The 16,679-nt window shown below is 64.1% G+C and carries 14 protein-coding genes; 7 read left to right on the forward strand and 7 right to left on the reverse strand.

The annotated features are described in order from the left end of the window. Positions 1-35 precede the first annotated feature (35 nt). Positions 36-533 (forward strand): RidA family protein, encoded by a 498-nt coding sequence (locus tag MFF34_RS06535; protein ID WP_033694339.1) that lies wholly within the window; start codon positions 36-38, stop codon positions 531-533. 57 nt (positions 534-590) lie between these two features. Here the strand turns inward: MFF34_RS06535 and MFF34_RS06540 are convergent, their stop codons facing one another. The 4 genes from MFF34_RS06540 to MFF34_RS06555 are packed head-to-tail and all read right to left on the reverse strand — an operon-like array spanning position 591 to position 5,313. Beyond that, the gene (locus MFF34_RS06540; RefSeq protein ID WP_238211416.1) at positions 591-1,892 is read right to left on the reverse strand and encodes an MFS transporter; all 1,302 of its coding nucleotides are present in this window, start codon (positions 1,890-1,892) and stop codon (positions 591-593) included. Between the two features lie 32 nt (positions 1,893-1,924). Next, on the reverse strand, positions 1,925-3,175 hold the full coding sequence (locus MFF34_RS06545) for an OprD family porin (protein ID WP_238211418.1): 1,251 nt from the start codon (positions 3,173-3,175) through the stop codon (positions 1,925-1,927). 46 nt (positions 3,176-3,221) lie between these two features. After that, positions 3,222-4,331 carry an aromatic ring-hydroxylating dioxygenase subunit alpha gene (locus MFF34_RS06550; protein ID WP_238211427.1) on the reverse strand — a complete coding sequence of 370 codons (1,110 nt, stop codon included), beginning with the start codon at positions 4,329-4,331 and terminating at the stop codon, positions 3,222-3,224. A 31-nt stretch (positions 4,332-4,362) separates the two neighbouring features. After that, the gene (locus tag MFF34_RS06555) at positions 4,363-5,313 is read right to left on the reverse strand and encodes a PDR/VanB family oxidoreductase (RefSeq protein ID WP_238211429.1); all 951 of its coding nucleotides are present in this window, start codon (positions 5,311-5,313) and stop codon (positions 4,363-4,365) included. Positions 5,314-5,487: 174 nt separating this feature from the next. Between MFF34_RS06555 and MFF34_RS06560 the strand changes: the two genes are divergently transcribed. Beyond that, the gene (locus MFF34_RS06560; RefSeq protein WP_099429662.1) at positions 5,488-6,249 is read left to right on the forward strand and encodes a LuxR C-terminal-related transcriptional regulator; all 762 of its coding nucleotides are present in this window, start codon (positions 5,488-5,490) and stop codon (positions 6,247-6,249) included. A 41-nt stretch (positions 6,250-6,290) separates the two neighbouring features. Here MFF34_RS06560 and MFF34_RS06565 read toward each other — a convergent pair whose 3' ends face one another. After that, positions 6,291-7,982, reverse strand: coding sequence for an NAD(P)H dependent flavin oxidoreductase family protein (locus tag MFF34_RS06565; RefSeq protein ID WP_238211431.1), 1,692 nt, complete (start codon positions 7,980-7,982; stop codon positions 6,291-6,293). A gap of 91 nt (positions 7,983-8,073) precedes the next feature. On the opposite strand from MFF34_RS06565, the gene MFF34_RS06570 reads away from it, so the two are divergent. Continuing rightward, the gene (locus MFF34_RS06570; RefSeq protein ID WP_238211440.1) at positions 8,074-9,555 is read left to right on the forward strand and encodes a PLP-dependent aminotransferase family protein; all 1,482 of its coding nucleotides are present in this window, start codon (positions 8,074-8,076) and stop codon (positions 9,553-9,555) included. Positions 9,556-9,561: 6 nt separating this feature from the next. Here MFF34_RS06570 and MFF34_RS06575 read toward each other — a convergent pair whose 3' ends face one another. Further along, on the reverse strand, positions 9,562-10,599 hold the full coding sequence (locus MFF34_RS06575) for a formylglycine-generating enzyme family protein (RefSeq protein ID WP_238211443.1): 1,038 nt from the start codon (positions 10,597-10,599) through the stop codon (positions 9,562-9,564). Continuing rightward, positions 10,596-12,260, reverse strand: a complete 1,665-nt coding sequence (locus MFF34_RS06580) for an arylsulfatase (protein WP_238211445.1) — start codon at positions 12,258-12,260, stop codon at positions 10,596-10,598. Before MFF34_RS06580 ends, MFF34_RS06575 begins: the two co-directional genes overlap by 4 nt. Positions 12,261-12,543: 283 nt before the next feature. Between MFF34_RS06580 and MFF34_RS06585 the strand changes: the two genes are divergently transcribed. The 4 genes from MFF34_RS06585 to MFF34_RS06600 all read left to right on the forward strand — a co-directional run bounded on the left by MFF34_RS06585 (position 12,544) and on the right by MFF34_RS06600 (position 16,656). Beyond that, positions 12,544-13,935: an alginate export family protein gene (locus MFF34_RS06585; RefSeq protein WP_238211447.1), complete on the forward strand. Its 1,392-nt coding sequence runs from the start codon at positions 12,544-12,546 to the stop codon at positions 13,933-13,935. Between the two features lie 32 nt (positions 13,936-13,967). Further along, positions 13,968-15,200, forward strand: a complete 1,233-nt coding sequence (gene mhpT, locus MFF34_RS06590) for a 3-(3-hydroxy-phenyl)propionate transporter MhpT (protein ID WP_027596362.1) — start codon at positions 13,968-13,970, stop codon at positions 15,198-15,200. After that, a complete protein-coding gene (locus tag MFF34_RS06595; protein WP_238211455.1) occupies positions 15,197-15,736 on the forward strand; it encodes a DUF3237 domain-containing protein in 540 nt (179 codons plus the stop codon). Before mhpT ends, MFF34_RS06595 begins: the two co-directional genes overlap by 4 nt. An 89-nt stretch (positions 15,737-15,825) precedes the next feature. Continuing rightward, positions 15,826-16,656, forward strand: a complete 831-nt coding sequence (locus MFF34_RS06600; RefSeq protein ID WP_033698578.1) for a p-hydroxycinnamoyl CoA hydratase/lyase — start codon at positions 15,826-15,828, stop codon at positions 16,654-16,656. Positions 16,657-16,679: the final 23 nt, after the last annotated feature.

The following is a 16,679-nucleotide window of genomic DNA, read 5'->3' on the forward strand; positions in this document are numbered from 1 at the left end:
GCACATCACCCGTGGTAATCAACTAGGAGAAACACATGAAGGTCGCTTTCAAGACCGTTGCTGCATTGGCCCTGACAATTGCTGGTGCCGGGAGCGTTCATGCACAGGATGTCGTGCGCCACAGCGCAGGCAGTTTCCCCATTTCGGCAGCTGTCGAAGTACCCGCAGGCAAGACCGTCGTTTACCTGAGCGGCTCCGTTCCGTCGGCTATCCACCCAGAGGCAGCCAAGGATTCGCTGGAATCCTTCGGTGATACCAAAGCACAAACCATCAATGTGCTCGAGAACATCCAGAAGCAGCTCAAAGACCTCGGTCTGGGCCTGAAGGATGTGGTGAAGATGCAGGTATTCCTGGTAGGCGGCCCGGAGAACGGCGGCAAGATGGACTTCGACGGCTTCATGGCCGGCTACACCCAGTTCTTCGGCCCAGACGCCAAGCAGCCAGTCCTGCCTGCACGTTCCGCGTTCCAGATTGCAGGCTTGGCTCACCCAGCCTGGCGTGTTGAGATCGAAGTGACTGCAGTTCGTCCTTAAGAGGGATAGTTGCTGAAGGCAGGCGCGGCCTAGCCACGCCTGCCTGCGTACCTCGCCTCAGCGTGGGTTGACCACCGCAGCCGAGGTACGCAGCACCAGCAGCGCCCCCAAGGCGATCACCAGCGACAACAGGTACAGCGCCAGGCTGGCGCTTTGCGTGTTGTCGCGCATCCAGCCGATCAGGTAAGGCGCCACGAAAGCGGCGACGCTGCCCAGCGAGCTGATCAGCGCCAGCCCCGGCGCCAGTATCGGGCCGGCCAGGTAGGCGGGTGGCAACTGCCAGAACATCGGCAACGCGCTGCTGGCGCCCATGCCGGCAATGGCCAGGCCGGCCATGACCCATAGCGGTGACTGCGGCTGCAGGCCGGTCAGGGTCAAGCCCAACGCGCACATCAGAATCGGCACGCACAAGTGCCAGCGCCGCTCTTTGTGGTGGTCTGAAGAACGCCCCACGGCAATCATGAAGAAGCAGCCCGCCAGATAGGGCAGGGCACTGAGCAGGCCAACCTGGCTATCGTGGGCAACCCCCGAACCGTGGATCAGCGCCGGCATCCAGAAGGCCAGGGTGTTGACCGCCAGCATGACCGCGAAGTAGATCGCCACCAGCAGCCAGACCTGGCCATTGGCAAAGATGCCGCGCCAGGAACTGATCTGTTTGCGCGCTTCTTCGCCGGCCAGCGTTTGCCGCAACGCGTGCTTCTGCGCGTCGCTGAGCCAGCGTGCGTCTTCGATGCGGTCGTCGAGCCGCGCCAGTATCACCAGGCCCAGCGCCACGACTGGCAGGCCTTCGATCAGGAACATCCACTGCCAGCCGCGCAGCCCGGCGGTGTCTTGCATGTGTTCGAGGATCCAGCCCGATACCGGGCCGCCGACTACGCCGGCCATAGGCACCGCCAGGGTGAACAGAGCCGTGATCGACGCCCTGCGCCCAGCCGGAAACCAGCGGTACAGGTAGACCAGAATGCCCGGGAAGAAACCGGCTTCGGCCACCCCGAGGCCGAAACGCAGGGCGTAGAAACCCTGGGCACTTTCAATCAGCAGCATGGCACTGGAGAGCAGCCCCCAGGTCACCATCATCAGGGCGATCCAGCGCCGCGGGCCGAGCTTGTCGAGCACCAGGTTGGCCGGCACGCCAAACATCGCATAGGCGACGAAGAACAGCCCGGCCCCCAGGCCGTACACGGTGTCGGAGAATTGCAGGTCGTTGCTCATCTGCAGTTTGGCGAAGCCGATGTTGATGCGGTCCAGGTGGGCGAACACGTAGCTGATCAGCAGCAGCGGCATGATCCGCCAGCTGACCTGGCGGTGGGTGCTGGCAGTGCTCTGCGTGTGTTGCAGAGTCTCGAAGGTCTGGCTCATGGAAGTACCTCGAAGGGCAGGTGTAGGGGGATTCACCAGAGTTTCAGGGTGTAGCTGAGGATCAGCCGGTTCTCGTCCATGTCGCTGGCGTAGCTGGAGCGATAGGCCGCGTTGCGCCAACGCAGGCCCAGGCCCTGGAAGTAGCCGGCCTGAATCACGTAGGTGAGGTCGGTGTCGCGTTCCCACTCATGGCCGTCGGCAGCGCCGGTGCGGATCTCGTCGCCCCGCACGTAGCGGGTCATGAAGCTCAGCCCCGGTAGCCCAAGGGCGACGAAGTTGTAGTCATAGCGGGCCTGCCAGGAGACCTCGCCGGCACTGGTGAAGGTGCCGATCGTGACCAGGTTGGCGGTGTACGGCGGGGTGTAGCCGTTCAGGGTGGGGAAGGCGTCATTGCCGTACATGCGCTGGTAGCCCACGCCAACCTTGTGCGCGCCAACACTGAAGGTGCTCATCATGTTGAAGTTGCGGTTGTCGACGCTGCCGGCCTTGGCAGTGCCGGCGCTGTTGCTGTCGAAGTAGCGCAGGTCGGTGAGCAGCGACATCCCTGGCCCCAGTGGCAGCGTGTGCACCAGGCCGTAGTAGTCTTGCCGGTAGACGTCGTGCAGTTCGCCGCGAAAGACGCTGGCGATCAAACCGTGGCCCACGTCATAGCTGGCGCCGAGTACATCGAAGGCGCCGCTGTCGAAGTCGGCGCTGCGCCCGGCCAGGTACATGCGGTCGCTGCCTGACGATTCGCGGGTGCGCGAGCGCCAGAGTTGCCCGGCGGTGAGGGTGAGCCGTTCGACGTCCTGCGACTGCAGCAGCGAGCCATCGAACGTCTGGGGCATCAGGCGCATGTCATCACGGAAGACCACGGGCAAGGTCGGGGTGAGGATGCCGACGTCGAGTCGGGTCTTGGCCACGCGCAGCTTGCCGGTAGCCCCCATGTGGCTGAAGTCGTCCACCGGCCGGCCTGATTGCGAGCCAAAAGGCAGCGTGCCGTCGCCGCTGCGGCCACGCCCTGAGTCGAGCTTGACCCCCAGCAGGCCGAGATAATCCAGCCCGAACCCGACAGGCCCGTCGGTGAAACCCGACTGCATTCGGAGCATGAAGGCTTGCGACCAGTTACCGACTTGCGAGGCCTTGGCACCGCTCTGGCGAAAGTCGCGATTCTGGTAGAAGTTGCGCAGCTCCAGGCTGCCCTGGCTGTCGGCGACGAAGTCGGCGCGGGCATGCACTGGCAAAGCCAGTGCTGCCAGCAGGGCCAGGCGCAGGCAGGTAATACCCCGTTCAGGCTTGAACATGTGTTGTCCCTTTTATTGTTGTTATGGACGGCGGCCTGCGCTGCCTTCAGCCGACCTTGCGGCTGGTGTGCAGGCGTTCGGCATCGGCACGTTTCTTCAGGTACATGCGGGTGGCGACGGCCGGCGCGTCACTGGCCACGGAAATCTCGTAGTGGTGGTCGTCACGGTCGTCGAGCGCGGCTTCCAGTGCCCCGAGCCCTTCGACGTCTTCGTTGAAGGCGGCGAACAGCTGCTCGTGCATGTAGTCGCCCAAGGCTTCGTCGTGTTGCGCAAAGTCGCGACCATGGACGATGAAGTAGTGCAGGCTGTTGGCGGTTTCCGGGGTCAGGATGTGCGCGGTACGAATGTGAAACTGCTGGCGTTGCTCGGCCGGTTGCGCGCTGTCGTAGAAGGTCACGCTGACCCGGTGCAGGGCCGGGGAGAGAAACTCCGAGGTGGCAATGCGGGCTGCACTGGCGCAGCCTTCCAGGCCTGTGGTCTTACCCCAGACCGGTGACAGAGTGGTCGGTACCACTTCGCGGATCAGGGTGTAATGACCTTCCTTGAGGTCCAGTTTGTACGGGGCACTGGCGTAGTCGGGGGTGCCGATAGTGTTGGCATGCAGGAAGCTCAGGTGGGTCAGGTCCATGAGGTTCTCATGCAGGCTGACGTAGTTGCCCGGGTGATGGAAATACCCGGAGGTGCAGGCCCAGGCCGGGTCGTCGATCCACGCCTGATGGGGGATTAGCGCCGGGTCGGCGAGGGCTTGCTCGCCCAGCCATATCCACAGCAGCGGCCCCTGGCGCACCAGCGGGTAGCGGCGTACGCCAATGCCGCGCGGGCAGTTTTTCTGGGACGGCACTTCGGTGAGGTCGCCGGCGGCGTCGTAGCGAAAACCGTGGTAGCCACAGACGATGGTGTCGCCTTGCAGGTGGCTGCGCGAAAGCGGGAACGAGCGGTGTGCGCAGCGGTCTTCCAGGGCCACCGGTTCACCCGCTTCTGTGCGGTACATCACCACGCGGCGGCCGAGCAGGCGCCGGGCCAACAAATGCCGGCCGACTTCATCGTCGAAGGCGGCAACGTACCACTCGTTGTAGATGAACGGGGTTTCGCGGTTGGCCATCGGTTCGCTGGCCTTGCGCGCATGCGCGATAAGGTTGCTGCTTGGCAGTGACATGGGGTTGCTCCTTCAAGAAGGGGGGGGCGGTTCAGAGGTCCAGCACCAGGCTGTCGCCGAGGGCACGCGAAACGCAGATCATCAGGCTGCGGCCTTCGGCCTTGTCGGCGTCCGAGAGGATCAGGTCGCGGTGGTCTGGCATGCCTGCGCAGACGCGGGTTTCGCAACTGCCGCATATGCCGGCGCGGCACGAAAACGGCAGCTCGATGCCATGGTGCTCGAGGGCTTCGAGGATGGTTTGCTGGGGCGCGACCCAGAGGCTTCGGTCGCTACGGCTCAGGTGCACGGTGAAGCCGCTGTCGCCCTCGGTGCTGGCCGTCGCGGCGTTGAAGCGTTCGATGTGCAGGCGTTCGGCGCGCGGCCCCGCAGCGGCTTGCAGGGCATCGAGCATTGGCGCCGGCCCGCAGGCGTACAGGTGCTCGTCGTCGCGCAGGGTGTCGAGCAGCCCAGCGGTATTCAGATGGCCGCCCGCTTCGTCGTTGAAGTGCAGGTGCACCCGCGCAGGGTCCAGTTCGCGCAGCGTTTCATAGAACGCGGCGCGTTGCCGGTTGCGGGCGCAGTACACCAACCGCCAGTCTTTGTCGTGCGCCTGGCACCAACGCAGCATCGCCAGTATCGGGGTGATGCCGATGCCGCCTGCTACCAGGCAGTAACGTTGCAGGTGCTCGTCCAGCGGGAAATGGTTGCGGGGCAGGCTGCAAGCGAGGGTGTCGCCCAGGCGCAGTTGCCGATGCAGGAAGCGTGAGCCGCCGCGGCTGTCAGGCACCAGGCCGACAGCGATCAGGTAGCGGTCGTGTTCATGGGGGGCATTGAGCAGTGAGTAGTGGCGTGGCAGCTCGCCGGCGACGAGGATTTCCAGGTGTGCACCCGCGCTGAAGGGCGGAAGTGCTCGGCCATCGGCGGCGCGCAGTTCGATCAGAACGACGTCCTTGGCTTCGGCTGCGTAGCGCGTGACGCGCAGGTCGAGGGGGTGGAGGTCCATGGGTGTTTGCGCTCATTGTCGTTGTCGGGCCAGCTTACGGACGAGCGTCCGGCAGGGCTGTCACCCGTGAGGTGGACAAGGACAATGATTGGCGGCAGACTGATAGTTAATAGGTTAACTATTTATCGGGCCCTGTTCGCTCGATCCAAAAACAATAAATAGCCGAGTGCCGCCATGATTCGTCTCAGCACCCCACAGGCATCGACCTTGCCAGCGGAAATACGCCCATTTAGCGACTTGACCCGTACGCTGGGGACGCCCGGTTTTCCCGGTGCGTTGCTGGACTGCCTGGGCCAATGGGCGGCTTGCCAGCATTTTTCCGTGCTGCGCATGGACGGCGCGCGGCCGCAGCTACTGGCAGCCGGCACCCGCCACCCGGACACCAACCTGGTGCTGCGGTGCGGCCAGGCGTACATCGAGCACTACCATCGCTACGACCCGCTGTTCGAACCCTTGAAGGCGGCCCCTGGGCAAGTCGGCCACCTGGTCGCACAGGACATCCGCCACGGGCCCTACCGCGAGGCGATCTACCAGCGCAACGGCATGATCGAACGGTTGTCCAGTGTGTACCTGGACGAGCAGGCGCGCCCGGTGCAGTTCAACCTCTACCGCCACCACGACCAAGGCTATTTCAACGACCGTGAACTGCAGATGTGCGAAGCGCTCAGCCCAGCGTTGTTGCAGCTCTTGCGTGGGCACCTGGCGCTGAAAGCCCTGAACCCCGTCAAGGACCCTCGGCAGCAGCTGCTCCAGCGCTGCCCCGACCTGACCACGCAAGAGTTGAACATCTGCATCCGCCTGCTTCAGGGCATGACCCACGCCGGCATTGCCGCCGACCTGGGTATCAAGGAGAGCACTGTGAAAACCTACCGCAACCGGGCGTTTGACCGGCTTGGCATTCACTTTCGCAGTCAGTTGTTTGCCTTGTTTTCATGATGTTGGGTCAGGCTAATCGGGCAAGCTGAATCGGCATGTACTTATGACCTCTGTTCATTGATAAGTGGGCTGTTTTGGCCAACCAGAATGTCCTCGAAAAACGCCCCAACCGGCTCGGTGGGGTGGCACAGCTGAATCTCCAGCACCCACACCATCTCACTCGGCACGATGTCCAACTCGGCCAGTTTGTCCTGCCCGAACAGGGCATGCGGGAAGTCGGCAATGCGATGCCCGGCCAGGTTGCGCTCCAGGTGCCAGCCTTTGGCGAGGGCGCTGCGTTCGGCGAAGTCGTACAACTCACGGCCGGTCAGCCCCGCGCACCAGGCTTGGCGCGTTTCTTCGAACACTTCGTGCAGGGCCTTGACGCAGGCGTGATACAGCGGGTGCTCGCCAAACACGAAGGTGTCGCCGTAGTCGCCTTCGTAGCCATCCCACACCGGGCCGAGGTCGACCACGGCGATGTCGCTGGCGCGCAGTTGGCGCTGTGGGTCGATGCCTTGGCGGGGTGTGCGCACGGTGTCGTCGCCAAAGCGGATATAGGTCGGGTGCCAGGTGTGCGACGCGCCCATCGCCTGCAACGTCTCGGCCGCCATCTGCAACGCCTCGGCAGTGGTCATGCCGACTTTCAGTTGGCTGACAATGGCTGCCAGGGCCCGCACCGATTGCTCGCGGGCTGCGAGCATGCCGTCCAACGAGTAACGTGGGCCGACTTTTTCCAGCACCGGGTCCAGCGTGCTCAGCGACGCAGCCGCTGGCGCCGATGCGCCGCTGGCAACGAAAGCCTCGGCGACAAAGCGGTGAGCCTGCACGCCCGCTGCCAGGCACTGTTCGCGGGCCTTGGTGATCATCGCGCTGTTGCCGCAGGCATAGACCTGGGTATCGGCCCACCGGTGGGCATGTGTCAGCGCGACCTGTTGTACGCGGGCTTGGGCCGATAGCACGCGGTGCCAGCGAAAGTGTGGGTGGGCAAGGCTTGCCTGGTCGAGGAAGTCGCCGTCATAGAAGTCGGCCAGCGATGAGCCGCCCCAATACAACGTGACTGGAGCATGGCCAGCAAGGGCCGTCAGTAACAACGGCTTGATGCCGGCATAGCCCGTGCCGGTGGCCAACAGCACGACCGGGCGTTGTTCTTCGTGCTGCCAGGTGCAGGCGCCCACCGGCCCTTCCAACCGCAACGCATCGCCCACCTGCAGCGTGGGCAGCACGCGTTCGGTAAACAGCCCGCCGCTGACCTTGCGCATATGAAACACTAAGCGCCCCTGGTCCTGCGCTGGCAGGTTGGCGATGGAGAAACAGCGGCTGTCGCCATTGTCGAGGCAGAACCTGACGTATTGGCCGGCGCGCACTTCGAGAGGCTGGGTGGGCTGCAGCACCAGTTCGCTGATGTCGACGCTCAGCGCGCGCAGGCTCAGCACATGGGCAGTGATGGCCAGCGTTGGCGTGTCCAGCGACCAGCCGGGGATTTCCAGGCGCATGTCACTGCAGGCATGGCTCTGGCACAGCAGCATCTCGTTGGCGGCCAGCGGGTAGCAGGGCGCGGGCATGTCTGCGCTGCGCTGCTTGTCCCGGTACTGGCCCGACACCACCTTGACCTTGCACGACCCGCATGCCCCGCGGCGGCACGAGAAGGGCACCGCCAGGCCGCTGGCGAGCATGGCGTCGAGCAGCAAGCCTTCTGCGGCTTCGAAGCGTTTGCCCGAGGGCGACAGTTCAATGACATGGCGTTGCTGCATACACACACCTCAGGGCTGAATTGGGGGCGAGAAAGGCCTGATTGTTGCGTTAGACTAGGACCATAAGAACCTCCAGTTCTGGATAATTCACATGGTCCAGCTTCGCAAATGGCGGCCGTTGCTCAAGCTCGACGGGGCTCAGCCGCAGGCTTCGTACAGAAAGATCGTCGAGGGCTTGGTGACCGCGATCGTCGAGGGCCGCCTGCGCCCCGGCACGCTGTTGCCCGGCTCAAGGGAAATGGCGCAACTGCTTGATGTCAACCGCAAGACGGTGATCCTCGCTTACGAAGAGGCGGTTACCAAAGGTTGGCTGGAGAGCGTGCAACGCCGGGGCACCTTTGTCAGCACCCGGCTCGCTGCCGGCACGCTGGCCGCCCACAGCACGCCGCCGTCATTTGCCCTGGCGCTGCACGAGGCGCCTGCCGTTCCCTACTTCACCAACAGCGAGCAGGTGACGGCGCTGCAACATCGGCCTGGCGCGCTGTTTTTCGATAACGGCGCCTGTGACCACCGCCTGTTGCCCCAGGCCGTGCTGCATCGGTATTACCGCAAGGCCTTGCGCAACAGTTTCACCACCAACACCGTGCGCCATGGCTGCGAAAGCAGCAGCCAGTACCTGCGCAGTGCATTGGCCGACATGCTGCGCCACAACCGCAGCCTTAATGTGGGGGCCGAGCATATTTGCCTGACCCAAGGTGTGCAGATGTCGCTGTACCTCACGGCCAGCGCTTTGCTCAAGCCGGGTGACGTGGTGCTGGTCGAGCGCCTGAGCTACCCGCCGGCGTGGGAGATTTTCCGCCAGCTGGGCGCGCGGCTGGTCACCGTCGACCTGGACGAGGAAGGCTGCCGGGTCGATCAGATCGACGCGCTGTGCCGGCTGCACGACGTGCGCATGATGTACCTCACCCCTCATCACCAGTTCCCTACCACGGTCAGCCTGCATGCGGCACGCCGGCAGCAACTGCTGGAGTTGGCGCGGCTGCATGATTTTTGCGTGATCGAAGAAGACTACGACCATGAGTACCATTTTGCCGGGCGCCCTTATCTGCCGCTGGCCAGCGACCGTTCGCAACGCCATGTGATCTACATCGGCTCGTTGTCCAAGTCGTTGGGTAGTACCTTCCGTTGCAGCTTTATCGTGGCGCCACCGAATGTGATCGAGGTGCTTGAGCGCACAGCGGTGCTGACCCTGGGGCAGGGCGATGCGGTGATGCAGCGGATGTTGGCCGACCTGATCAATGACGGCGAATTGAAAAAGCACCTGCGCCGGGTGTCCACGGAGTATCGGCGGCGACGGGAAACCCTGTTGAGTGGCCTGCGCGATGCCTTTGGCGAGCAGATAGCGGTGCAGGAGCCGGAAGGCGGGTTGGCGCTTTGGGTGAAGTTTGCCGACACCCTCGACGTCGACCAGTTGGCGGCCAAGGCGCTGGAGCTGGACCTGGTGGTGCGTGGCGGCGGCCAGTTTTCACCGTTTGGCCACCGCGAGAATGCCTTGCGGCTTGGGTTTGCCTCGTTGGATGTGGATGAAATCCGCCTTGCCACCCAGCGGCTGGCGCAGGCGGCAGCGCTATAGGCAGCTTCATTCGCCCTCTGCTTGCCTCACCGTCCGAAACCCGACATGAGACGTGGCCAGGTACAGTGTCTGCGGTTGCCGTGCCGAAGGCCGATAACGCATGCACGCATCCGCCGAGCACAGGTGTGACCCGCCTTTGATCACCGCCACTGGTGTGCCGGGTTGGGCAGGGTCGTAGCTGTCGTCCAGCGCCGAGCCTTGTGGGTCGAGTGCGGCATCGCGGGCCTGATCATGCCCAGGGCGGTAGCCGCTGCGGGTCAATTCCCAGACATTGCCCCCCGCGTCGAACACGCCAAAGCCATTGGCCACGAAGCAGCCCACCGGGGACGTGCCGGTGAACCCATCGAGCGCTTGATTGTGATACGGGAACTGGCCCTGCCAGGTATTGGCCATGGGTTTGCCTGTGGGCTGCTCGGTAGCGCCCCAACTGAAATCCGCATCCTGCAGGCCACCGCGCATGGCGTATTCCAGCTGGGCCTCGGTGGGCAGTGTGCGGCCGGCCCATTGGGCGTAAGCCTGGGCATCGCGCAGGGTCACTTGCACGACCGGGTGGTTTGCCCGCTCACGCCAGTGGCTATCGGGCCCCAGCGGGTGGCGCCAGCTCGCCCCGGCAACGAACTGCCAGCCCGGCCGTAATACCTCGGCACCCTGTTTGAACACCATCGCCCCCGGCACCCGCAGCGTGCTGGGCAGGTCGGGGGCCGATTGCGCGTCGATACCCTGTTCAGCCTGGGTCACGTAACCGGTGGCCTGCACGAAGCGGGCGAACTGGGCATTTGTGACCGGGTGCACGTCGATCCAGAAGGCCGAAACCTTGGCCGGGTGCGGCGGGCCTTCTTCACTGTAGAAGCGGCTTGAGCCGAAGCTGAAGGTGCCGCCGGGCAGCCGCACCATGCCGTCGCGCCACGGCCCCTCGCGGGGCGCGGGCACACCGCTGTAACCGCTGCACAGCAGCGCCGGTGCAGGGGCTGCGGGCCAAGCCGCATAGGCGGCGGCAAGCACGCCGAGGACGAGTGCCGCGCCCCCGAGCAGCCGGGTTGTCATGGCTTGCTGACCAGCGCGGGGGAAACAGGCCGGCCCTCGGTCGTGATAACGATGTTGTTGCGCTGGGCGTAGCTTCTCCAGTCGCGCAGCAGTTCGGCCACTTGCTGGGGCTGTTGTGCGCCCAGGTCATGGTGCTCGCCTGGGTCCTTGCTCAAATCGAACAAGCGCCACGCCGGGGCTGCGTCGGTGGTGTCGAACAGCAGTTTGAGGTTGCCCTTGCGCAAAGAGGCGTTCCCGTTGATTTCCCAGCCCATGGCCTCGTCGCGGGGGTGGATCTGCGTGTCCCGGCCTTCAAGGTAAGCCAGGGCCGAGGTGCCTTGCGGTGGCACGATGTCGCGGTCGCGGTACTTGATGCCAGGCAGTGAAGCACCGGCCAGTTGCAGCAAGGTCGGCATGATGTCGCGCACGCTGGCCAGTTCTTCGCTGCGCCCGGGTTTTATCGTGGCCGGGTAGTGGACGAAGGCCGGTACGCGGATGCCACCCTGGTAGGTGGTCATTTTGTAGCGGCGGCTGGGCAGGGCGCTGACCTGGGCCCATGCCGAGCCGATCATCAGGAACGAATCAGGCCGGCCGTAGTTGTCCAGGCGGTTATCGAAATTGCGTTTGATCCATTCCGGGTCGACGCGGTTGGCGTTTTCCGGGCCATTGTCAGACATGAACAACACCAGGGTGTTGTCCAGCTCGCCGGTTTCACGCAGGTGGTCCACCAGGCGGCCCACCTCGGCGTCCAGTGCCGCCACCATCGCGGCATACACCTCCATGGTGCGTGCTGACTGTTGCCGTTGCTCCGGGGTCAGCGATGCCCAGCTGGGTACACCTTCGAGTTGTGGCTCCATCGGGAAGTCCGCAGGCACCAGCCCGGCCTTGCGCTGGCGCTGCAGCCGCTCGCGCGCGATCTGTTCGTAGCCTTGGTCATAGCGGCCACGGTACTGCGCCAGGTACGCGTCGGGCGCTTGCAGCGGCCAGTGCGGTGCGGTGTAGGCGGCGAAGGCGAAGAAGGGCTTTTGGCTTGCCTTGCCCTGGTCGATGACGTCGATCAGGCGGTCAGTGAACCAGCGGGTCGAGTAGAAGTCGCTGGGCAGTTCCACCGGCTCGCCGTTGTGGCGGAAGCTCCAGCTGTAGTTGGGCAGCAGGCCCATGTTGGTTTGCTTGAAGTGCGCCGCGCCGCCTTCCAGCAACACGTACGCCTGGTCGAAGCCGCGGTTTTGCGGCTGCTGCGCGGGCGTCATGCCCAGGTGCCACTTGCCGGCGATGTAGGTGCGATAACCGGCATCGCGCAACAACTCGGCGAGCGTGGCCACATTGGCGCCCAGCACCCCTTCATACCCCGGTTGCACCTCGCTGCCCGCCGGCAGGCGCCCACGCGACTCGGCCATCATGCCGACCCCGGACAGGTGCGGGTCGTTGCCGGACATCAGCATGGCGCGGGTGGGCGAGCAGCTGGGTGAGGCATGGAAGTCGAGCATCAGGCGTCCGTCGGCCAGCAGCTTGTCCAGGTGCGGGGTCGCGATCTCGCTGCCCAGCGCAGACAGGTCGGAGAACCCCAGGTCATCCGCGACCACGAGCAAAATGTTGGGTTGTTTAACGGTTGGCGCGGCGAACGCTTGGCTGGCGCCGAGCAGCAGCAAGCTGAAAGCGAGCAAGGGCTTGGAGGGGATCATGGGTTTCTCTTTATTATTGTGGGTTGGATGCACTACATGATTTTTTTATTTAATTATCTTGTCAAGGAATGAAGACCGGCGACGACCCTGGCTGAAACGCTTCTGTCCGGGTTCATCCAGGCAATCCGCCTAAATAGCGGGTTTAAAAACTGTTCGATCAGCGAACAGTGATCGCGCCCCGTTGTATGCGATTAGCGCTGACGGCTATTGACGGCATCATCGTTAAACAAAATAATCGTTAACAGAGTTATCCATTTTCACAACAACAAGAAAGGATATTCTGATGACGAAGCCGCTGACGGGGGCATGTCTGTCCCTGGCGCTGTTATCAATCGCCCAGCTTTCACAAGCGGCGAGCCCCCTGGAAGACAGCCGCCCAGGGCGGCCTGGTGCGCCGCGCTGGGTCGAGGATTACCGTTTTCTGGATGACCCAGGTAAAGCCCGCGATCCTTTCGATGGCCTGCGTTACCATCGCCTGTCCGATAGCGCATGGCTGCAACTGGGCGCGGAAGCGCGCTACCGCGCCGATTCACTGGACAAACCCTTCTTCGGCCTGCGCGGGATCAAAGACGATTCCTACCTGATGCAGCGCCTGCAAGCCCACGCCGACCTGCACCTGTTCGACGATGCGCTACGTGCCTTTGTGCAAGTCGAGAACACCCGCGCGTTCGGCAAGGACCTGTACTCACCGAACGACGAAAGCCGCAACGAAGTGCGCCAGGCCTTTATCGACCTGAACCATGACATTGACGGCGGGCGTTACACGGCCCGTGTCGGCCGCCAGGAGATGGCGTTCGGCAACCAGGTGTTCGTCACCTACCGCGACTCCCCCAACATCCGCCAGACCTTCGACGGCCTGCGCGCCAGCCTCAACCTCAAGGACGGGCGCAAGCTCGATGCCTTTGCGGTACGGCCGGTGAAGACCGGCGAGGACAGCTGGGATGACGGCAGTAACAACGGGGTCAAGTTCTATGGCCTGTACGGCACCCTGCCGTTGACCCAAGCCTGGAACATTGACCTGTTCGCCTTCGGCCTGGAAACCGACGACCGCGCCCTGGCGGGTGAAACCGGTGATGAACAGCGCTACACGTTCGGCACCCGCCTGTTCGGCCGCTTCCAGGCCCTGGACTGGAGTTGGGACTTGGCCGGCCAAAATGGGCATTTGGGCAACGCCTCCATTCGTGCCTGGGCGGTGTCTAGCGACACCGGCTACACCTTCAACCACCCCTGGGCCCCACGCCTGGCCATGCGCCTGGATGCGGCCAGCGGTGACGGCGACCTGGGCGATGGCAAAGTCGGTACCTTCGACCCGTTGTACCCGCGCAACGGCGTGTACGGCGAGGCCAGCCTGACCACCTTGAGCAACATCCTCGTCATTGGCCCCACCTTTGGTTTTTCACCCTGGCGCACCCTGCGTTTCGAACCCGGTATCTTCGAGGTGTGGAAACAGAACACCCACGACGGCGTATACATGCCTGGCATGAGCATCCTCGCCAACACCCGCGACACCGGCCGACACGTGGGCACCATCTACCGCGTCAACACCCGCTGGTTGGCGACGCCTAACCTGACGCTCGACCTGGACCTGAAGTATTACGACATAGGCGCCGCCATCCGCGATGCCGGGGGCGACGACGCCTCGCTGGTGTCGGTACGTGCGACCTTCAGGCTCTGACTCCTATTCGCATAACAACAAGAGGGCTGCACATGAGTGGTTCAATCGCACAATCGCACCGGCCGGTACTGACGATCGGCCTGTGTTTTCTCGTCGCGCTGCTCGAAGGGCTCGACCTGCAAGCCACCGGCATTGCCGCGCCCCACATGGCCAAGGAATTCGCCTTGACCCCCGCCATGCTGGGTTGGGTGTTCAGTGCCGGCTTGCTCGGCCTGTTGCCAGGCGCCTTCGTCGGCGGCTGGCTGGCGGACCGCATGGGGCGTAAACGCATCCTGATCCTGGCCGTGTTGCTGTTCGGGGGGTTCTCGTTGGCCACCGCGCATGCCTGGGACTACCCATCGCTGCTGGTGGCGCGGCTGATGACCGGGCTGGGGCTGGGCGCGGCGCTGCCGATCCTTATCGCCATGGCCAGTGAGGCCGCCCATGAGCGCCTGCGCAGCACGGCGGTCAGCCTGACTTACTGCGGCGTGCCGCTGGGTGGCGCCATCGCTTCGGTGATTGGCATGGCGGGCCTGGGCGAGGGCTGGCGCACGGTGTTCTACGTGGGCGGTTTTGCGCCCATTGCGATTGCCTTCGTGCTGATGGTCTGGCTGCCGGAGTCCCAGGCGTTTCGCGCCCAGGCCGCCGCCAGCGGAACGCAGAACGGGCTGGCAGCTCAACTGTTCGGCCCTGGTCGGGCGAGCCGCACACTGCTGCTGTGGCTGGCATGCTTCTTCACCCTGACCGTGCTGTACATGCTACTGAACTGGCTGCCCTCGCTGCTGATCGGCCAGGGCTATTCGCGGCCGCAGGCCGGCGCGGTGCAAATCCTGTTCAACCTGGGCGGCGCGGCGGGGTCATTCCTGACCGGGCGCATGATGGACCGTGGGCACGCTGGGCGTGCGGTGTTGATCGCCTACGCCGGCATGCTCGCCTCCCTGGCGGGGCTGGGCCTGTCCACCACCTTCGGTTTGATCCTGTTGGCCGGTTTTACCGCCGGCTATTGCGCCATCGGCGGCCAGTTGGTGCTGTATGCACTGGCCCCCACGCTGTACCCGACACACGTGCGTGCCACGGGGGTGGGCGCGTCGGTGGCCGTGGGCCGGCTGGGGTCGATGGCCGGGCCCTTGGCGGCAGGGCAGATCCTTGCCGCTGGCGCCGGGGTAGGGGGCTTGTTGCTGGCGGCCTCGCCGGGCCTGGTGGTAGCGGCTGTGGCGGCGATGGCGCTGCTGGGGCGGCGTGCACCGCACACCGAGGCTGCGGCTTCGCAAGGGGTGGCGCCATGAGCCTGCGTAAAGGGCTTATCGCCCTGTGCTTGAGCAGCTGCGCCGCACTGGCCCAGGCCGCGAGCTATGAACCGCCGCCGCTCAAGCTCGAGCCGCTGGCGCGCTTCAGCGTTGACCTGGTGGCACCGGTCTGGGAATTGGGCGCCACCAGCGGGCAGGGCAAACGGCGAATTATCCCCATCACGGGCGGGCATTTCGAGGGCCCCCGGCTCAAGGGCACCATCCTCAACAATGGCGCGGACTGGCAGGTGGTTACCCCCGAGGGCGTCGCCATCATCGACACCCGTTACCTGCTGCAGACCGACGACGGCGCGTTGATCTACCTGCGTACCGAAGGCTACCGCTTCGGCCCGCCCGAGGTGATGAAAAAAGTCGCCGCCGGCGAGGATGTCGACCCCAGCCTGTACCAGTTCCGCATCACGATGCACTTTGAAACCTCGGCCCCTCAGTACGCCTGGCTCAACCGCACGGTGGGCGTCGGCAGTGCCATGCGCCTGGGCAATGCCGTCGTCTACGACGCCTTCGAAGTTAAATAGATAATTTTGTTAATGATTAATTGACTTAACTAAATGGCCGGGCTAATGTTCGGCCAACCACAACGAACAATCAGTACAAGAGGTGTGTGATGGGCCAATACGACAACCGCTGGCAGACCGTGAAAGTCACCGTCGAGCAAGGCATCGCCTGGGTCAGCTTCAACCGTCCTGAAAAGCGCAATGCCATGAGCCCTACGCTCAACCGTGAAATGCGCGATGTGCTGGAAACCGTCGAGCAGGACGCCGACGCCCGTGTGCTGGTATTGACCGGCGAAGGCAGCGCCTGGACCGCGGGCATGGACCTCAAGGAGTACTTCCGCGAGGTGGACGCCGGCCCGGAGATTCTTCAAGAGCGCATCCGCCGCGATGCCTCCGAATGGCAGTGGAAGCTGCTGCGCTTCTACAGCAAGCCAACCATCGCCATGGTCAACGGCTGGTGCTTCGGCGGCGGTTTCAGCCCGCTGGTCGCCTGCGACTTGGCCATCTGCGCCGATGAGGCCACCTTCGGCCTGTCTGAAATCAACTGGGGCATCCCACCGGGCAACCTGGTCAGCAAAGCCATGGCCGACACCGTGGGCCACCGAGAATCGCTGTACTACATCATGACTGGCAAGACCTTCGACGGGCAGAAAGCCGCGCAGATGGGCCTGGTCAACAAAAGTGTGCCGTTGGCGCAACTGCGTGATGAAGTGGTACTGCTGGCCCAGGACCTGCTGGACAAAAACCCGGTGGTGCTGCGCGCCGCCAAAAACGGCTTCAAGCGCTGCCGCGAGTTGACCTGGGAGCAGAACGAAGACTACCTGTACGCCAAGCTCGACCAGGCGCAACTGCGTGACCCCGAGCACGGGCGTGCGCAGGGCTTGAAGCAGTTCCTTGACGACAAGAGCATCAAGCCTGGCCTGCAAGCCTACAAGCGCTGAGTGATCTTGGCGTTCATTCCCGA

It is taken from the genome of Pseudomonas sp. PAGU 2196, assembly GCF_022179005.1.
Taxonomy (GTDB): Bacteria; Pseudomonadota; Gammaproteobacteria; order Pseudomonadales; family Pseudomonadaceae; genus Aquipseudomonas; species Aquipseudomonas kermanshahensis.

Excerpts from the sequence above, each read along its gene's own strand:
- MFF34_RS06585 (WP_238211447.1), top strand. The coding sequence starts at position 12,544 with ATGACGAAGCCGCTGACGGGGGCATGTCTGTCCCTGGCGCTGTTATCA.
- mhpT (WP_027596362.1), top strand. The coding sequence starts at position 13,968 with ATGAGTGGTTCAATCGCACAATCGCACCGGCCGGTACTGACGATCGGC.
- MFF34_RS06575 (WP_238211443.1), bottom strand. The coding sequence starts at position 10,599 with ATGACAACCCGGCTGCTCGGGGGCGCGGCACTCGTCCTCGGCGTGCTT.
- MFF34_RS06535 (WP_033694339.1), top strand. The coding sequence starts at position 36 with ATGAAGGTCGCTTTCAAGACCGTTGCTGCATTGGCCCTGACAATTGCT.
- MFF34_RS06560 (WP_099429662.1), top strand. The coding sequence starts at position 5,488 with ATGATTCGTCTCAGCACCCCACAGGCATCGACCTTGCCAGCGGAAATA.
- MFF34_RS06600 (WP_033698578.1), top strand. The coding sequence starts at position 15,826 with ATGGGCCAATACGACAACCGCTGGCAGACCGTGAAAGTCACCGTCGAG.
- MFF34_RS06540 (WP_238211416.1), bottom strand. The coding sequence starts at position 1,892 with ATGAGCCAGACCTTCGAGACTCTGCAACACACGCAGAGCACTGCCAGC.
- MFF34_RS06545 (WP_238211418.1), bottom strand. The coding sequence starts at position 3,175 with ATGTTCAAGCCTGAACGGGGTATTACCTGCCTGCGCCTGGCCCTGCTG.
- MFF34_RS06550 (WP_238211427.1), bottom strand. The coding sequence starts at position 4,331 with ATGTCACTGCCAAGCAGCAACCTTATCGCGCATGCGCGCAAGGCCAGC.
- MFF34_RS06565 (WP_238211431.1), bottom strand. The coding sequence starts at position 7,982 with ATGCAGCAACGCCATGTCATTGAACTGTCGCCCTCGGGCAAACGCTTC.
- MFF34_RS06580 (WP_238211445.1), bottom strand. The coding sequence starts at position 12,260 with ATGATCCCCTCCAAGCCCTTGCTCGCTTTCAGCTTGCTGCTGCTCGGC.
- MFF34_RS06595 (WP_238211455.1), top strand. The coding sequence starts at position 15,197 with ATGAGCCTGCGTAAAGGGCTTATCGCCCTGTGCTTGAGCAGCTGCGCC.
- MFF34_RS06555 (WP_238211429.1), bottom strand. The coding sequence starts at position 5,313 with ATGGACCTCCACCCCCTCGACCTGCGCGTCACGCGCTACGCAGCCGAA.
- MFF34_RS06570 (WP_238211440.1), top strand. The coding sequence starts at position 8,074 with ATGGTCCAGCTTCGCAAATGGCGGCCGTTGCTCAAGCTCGACGGGGCT.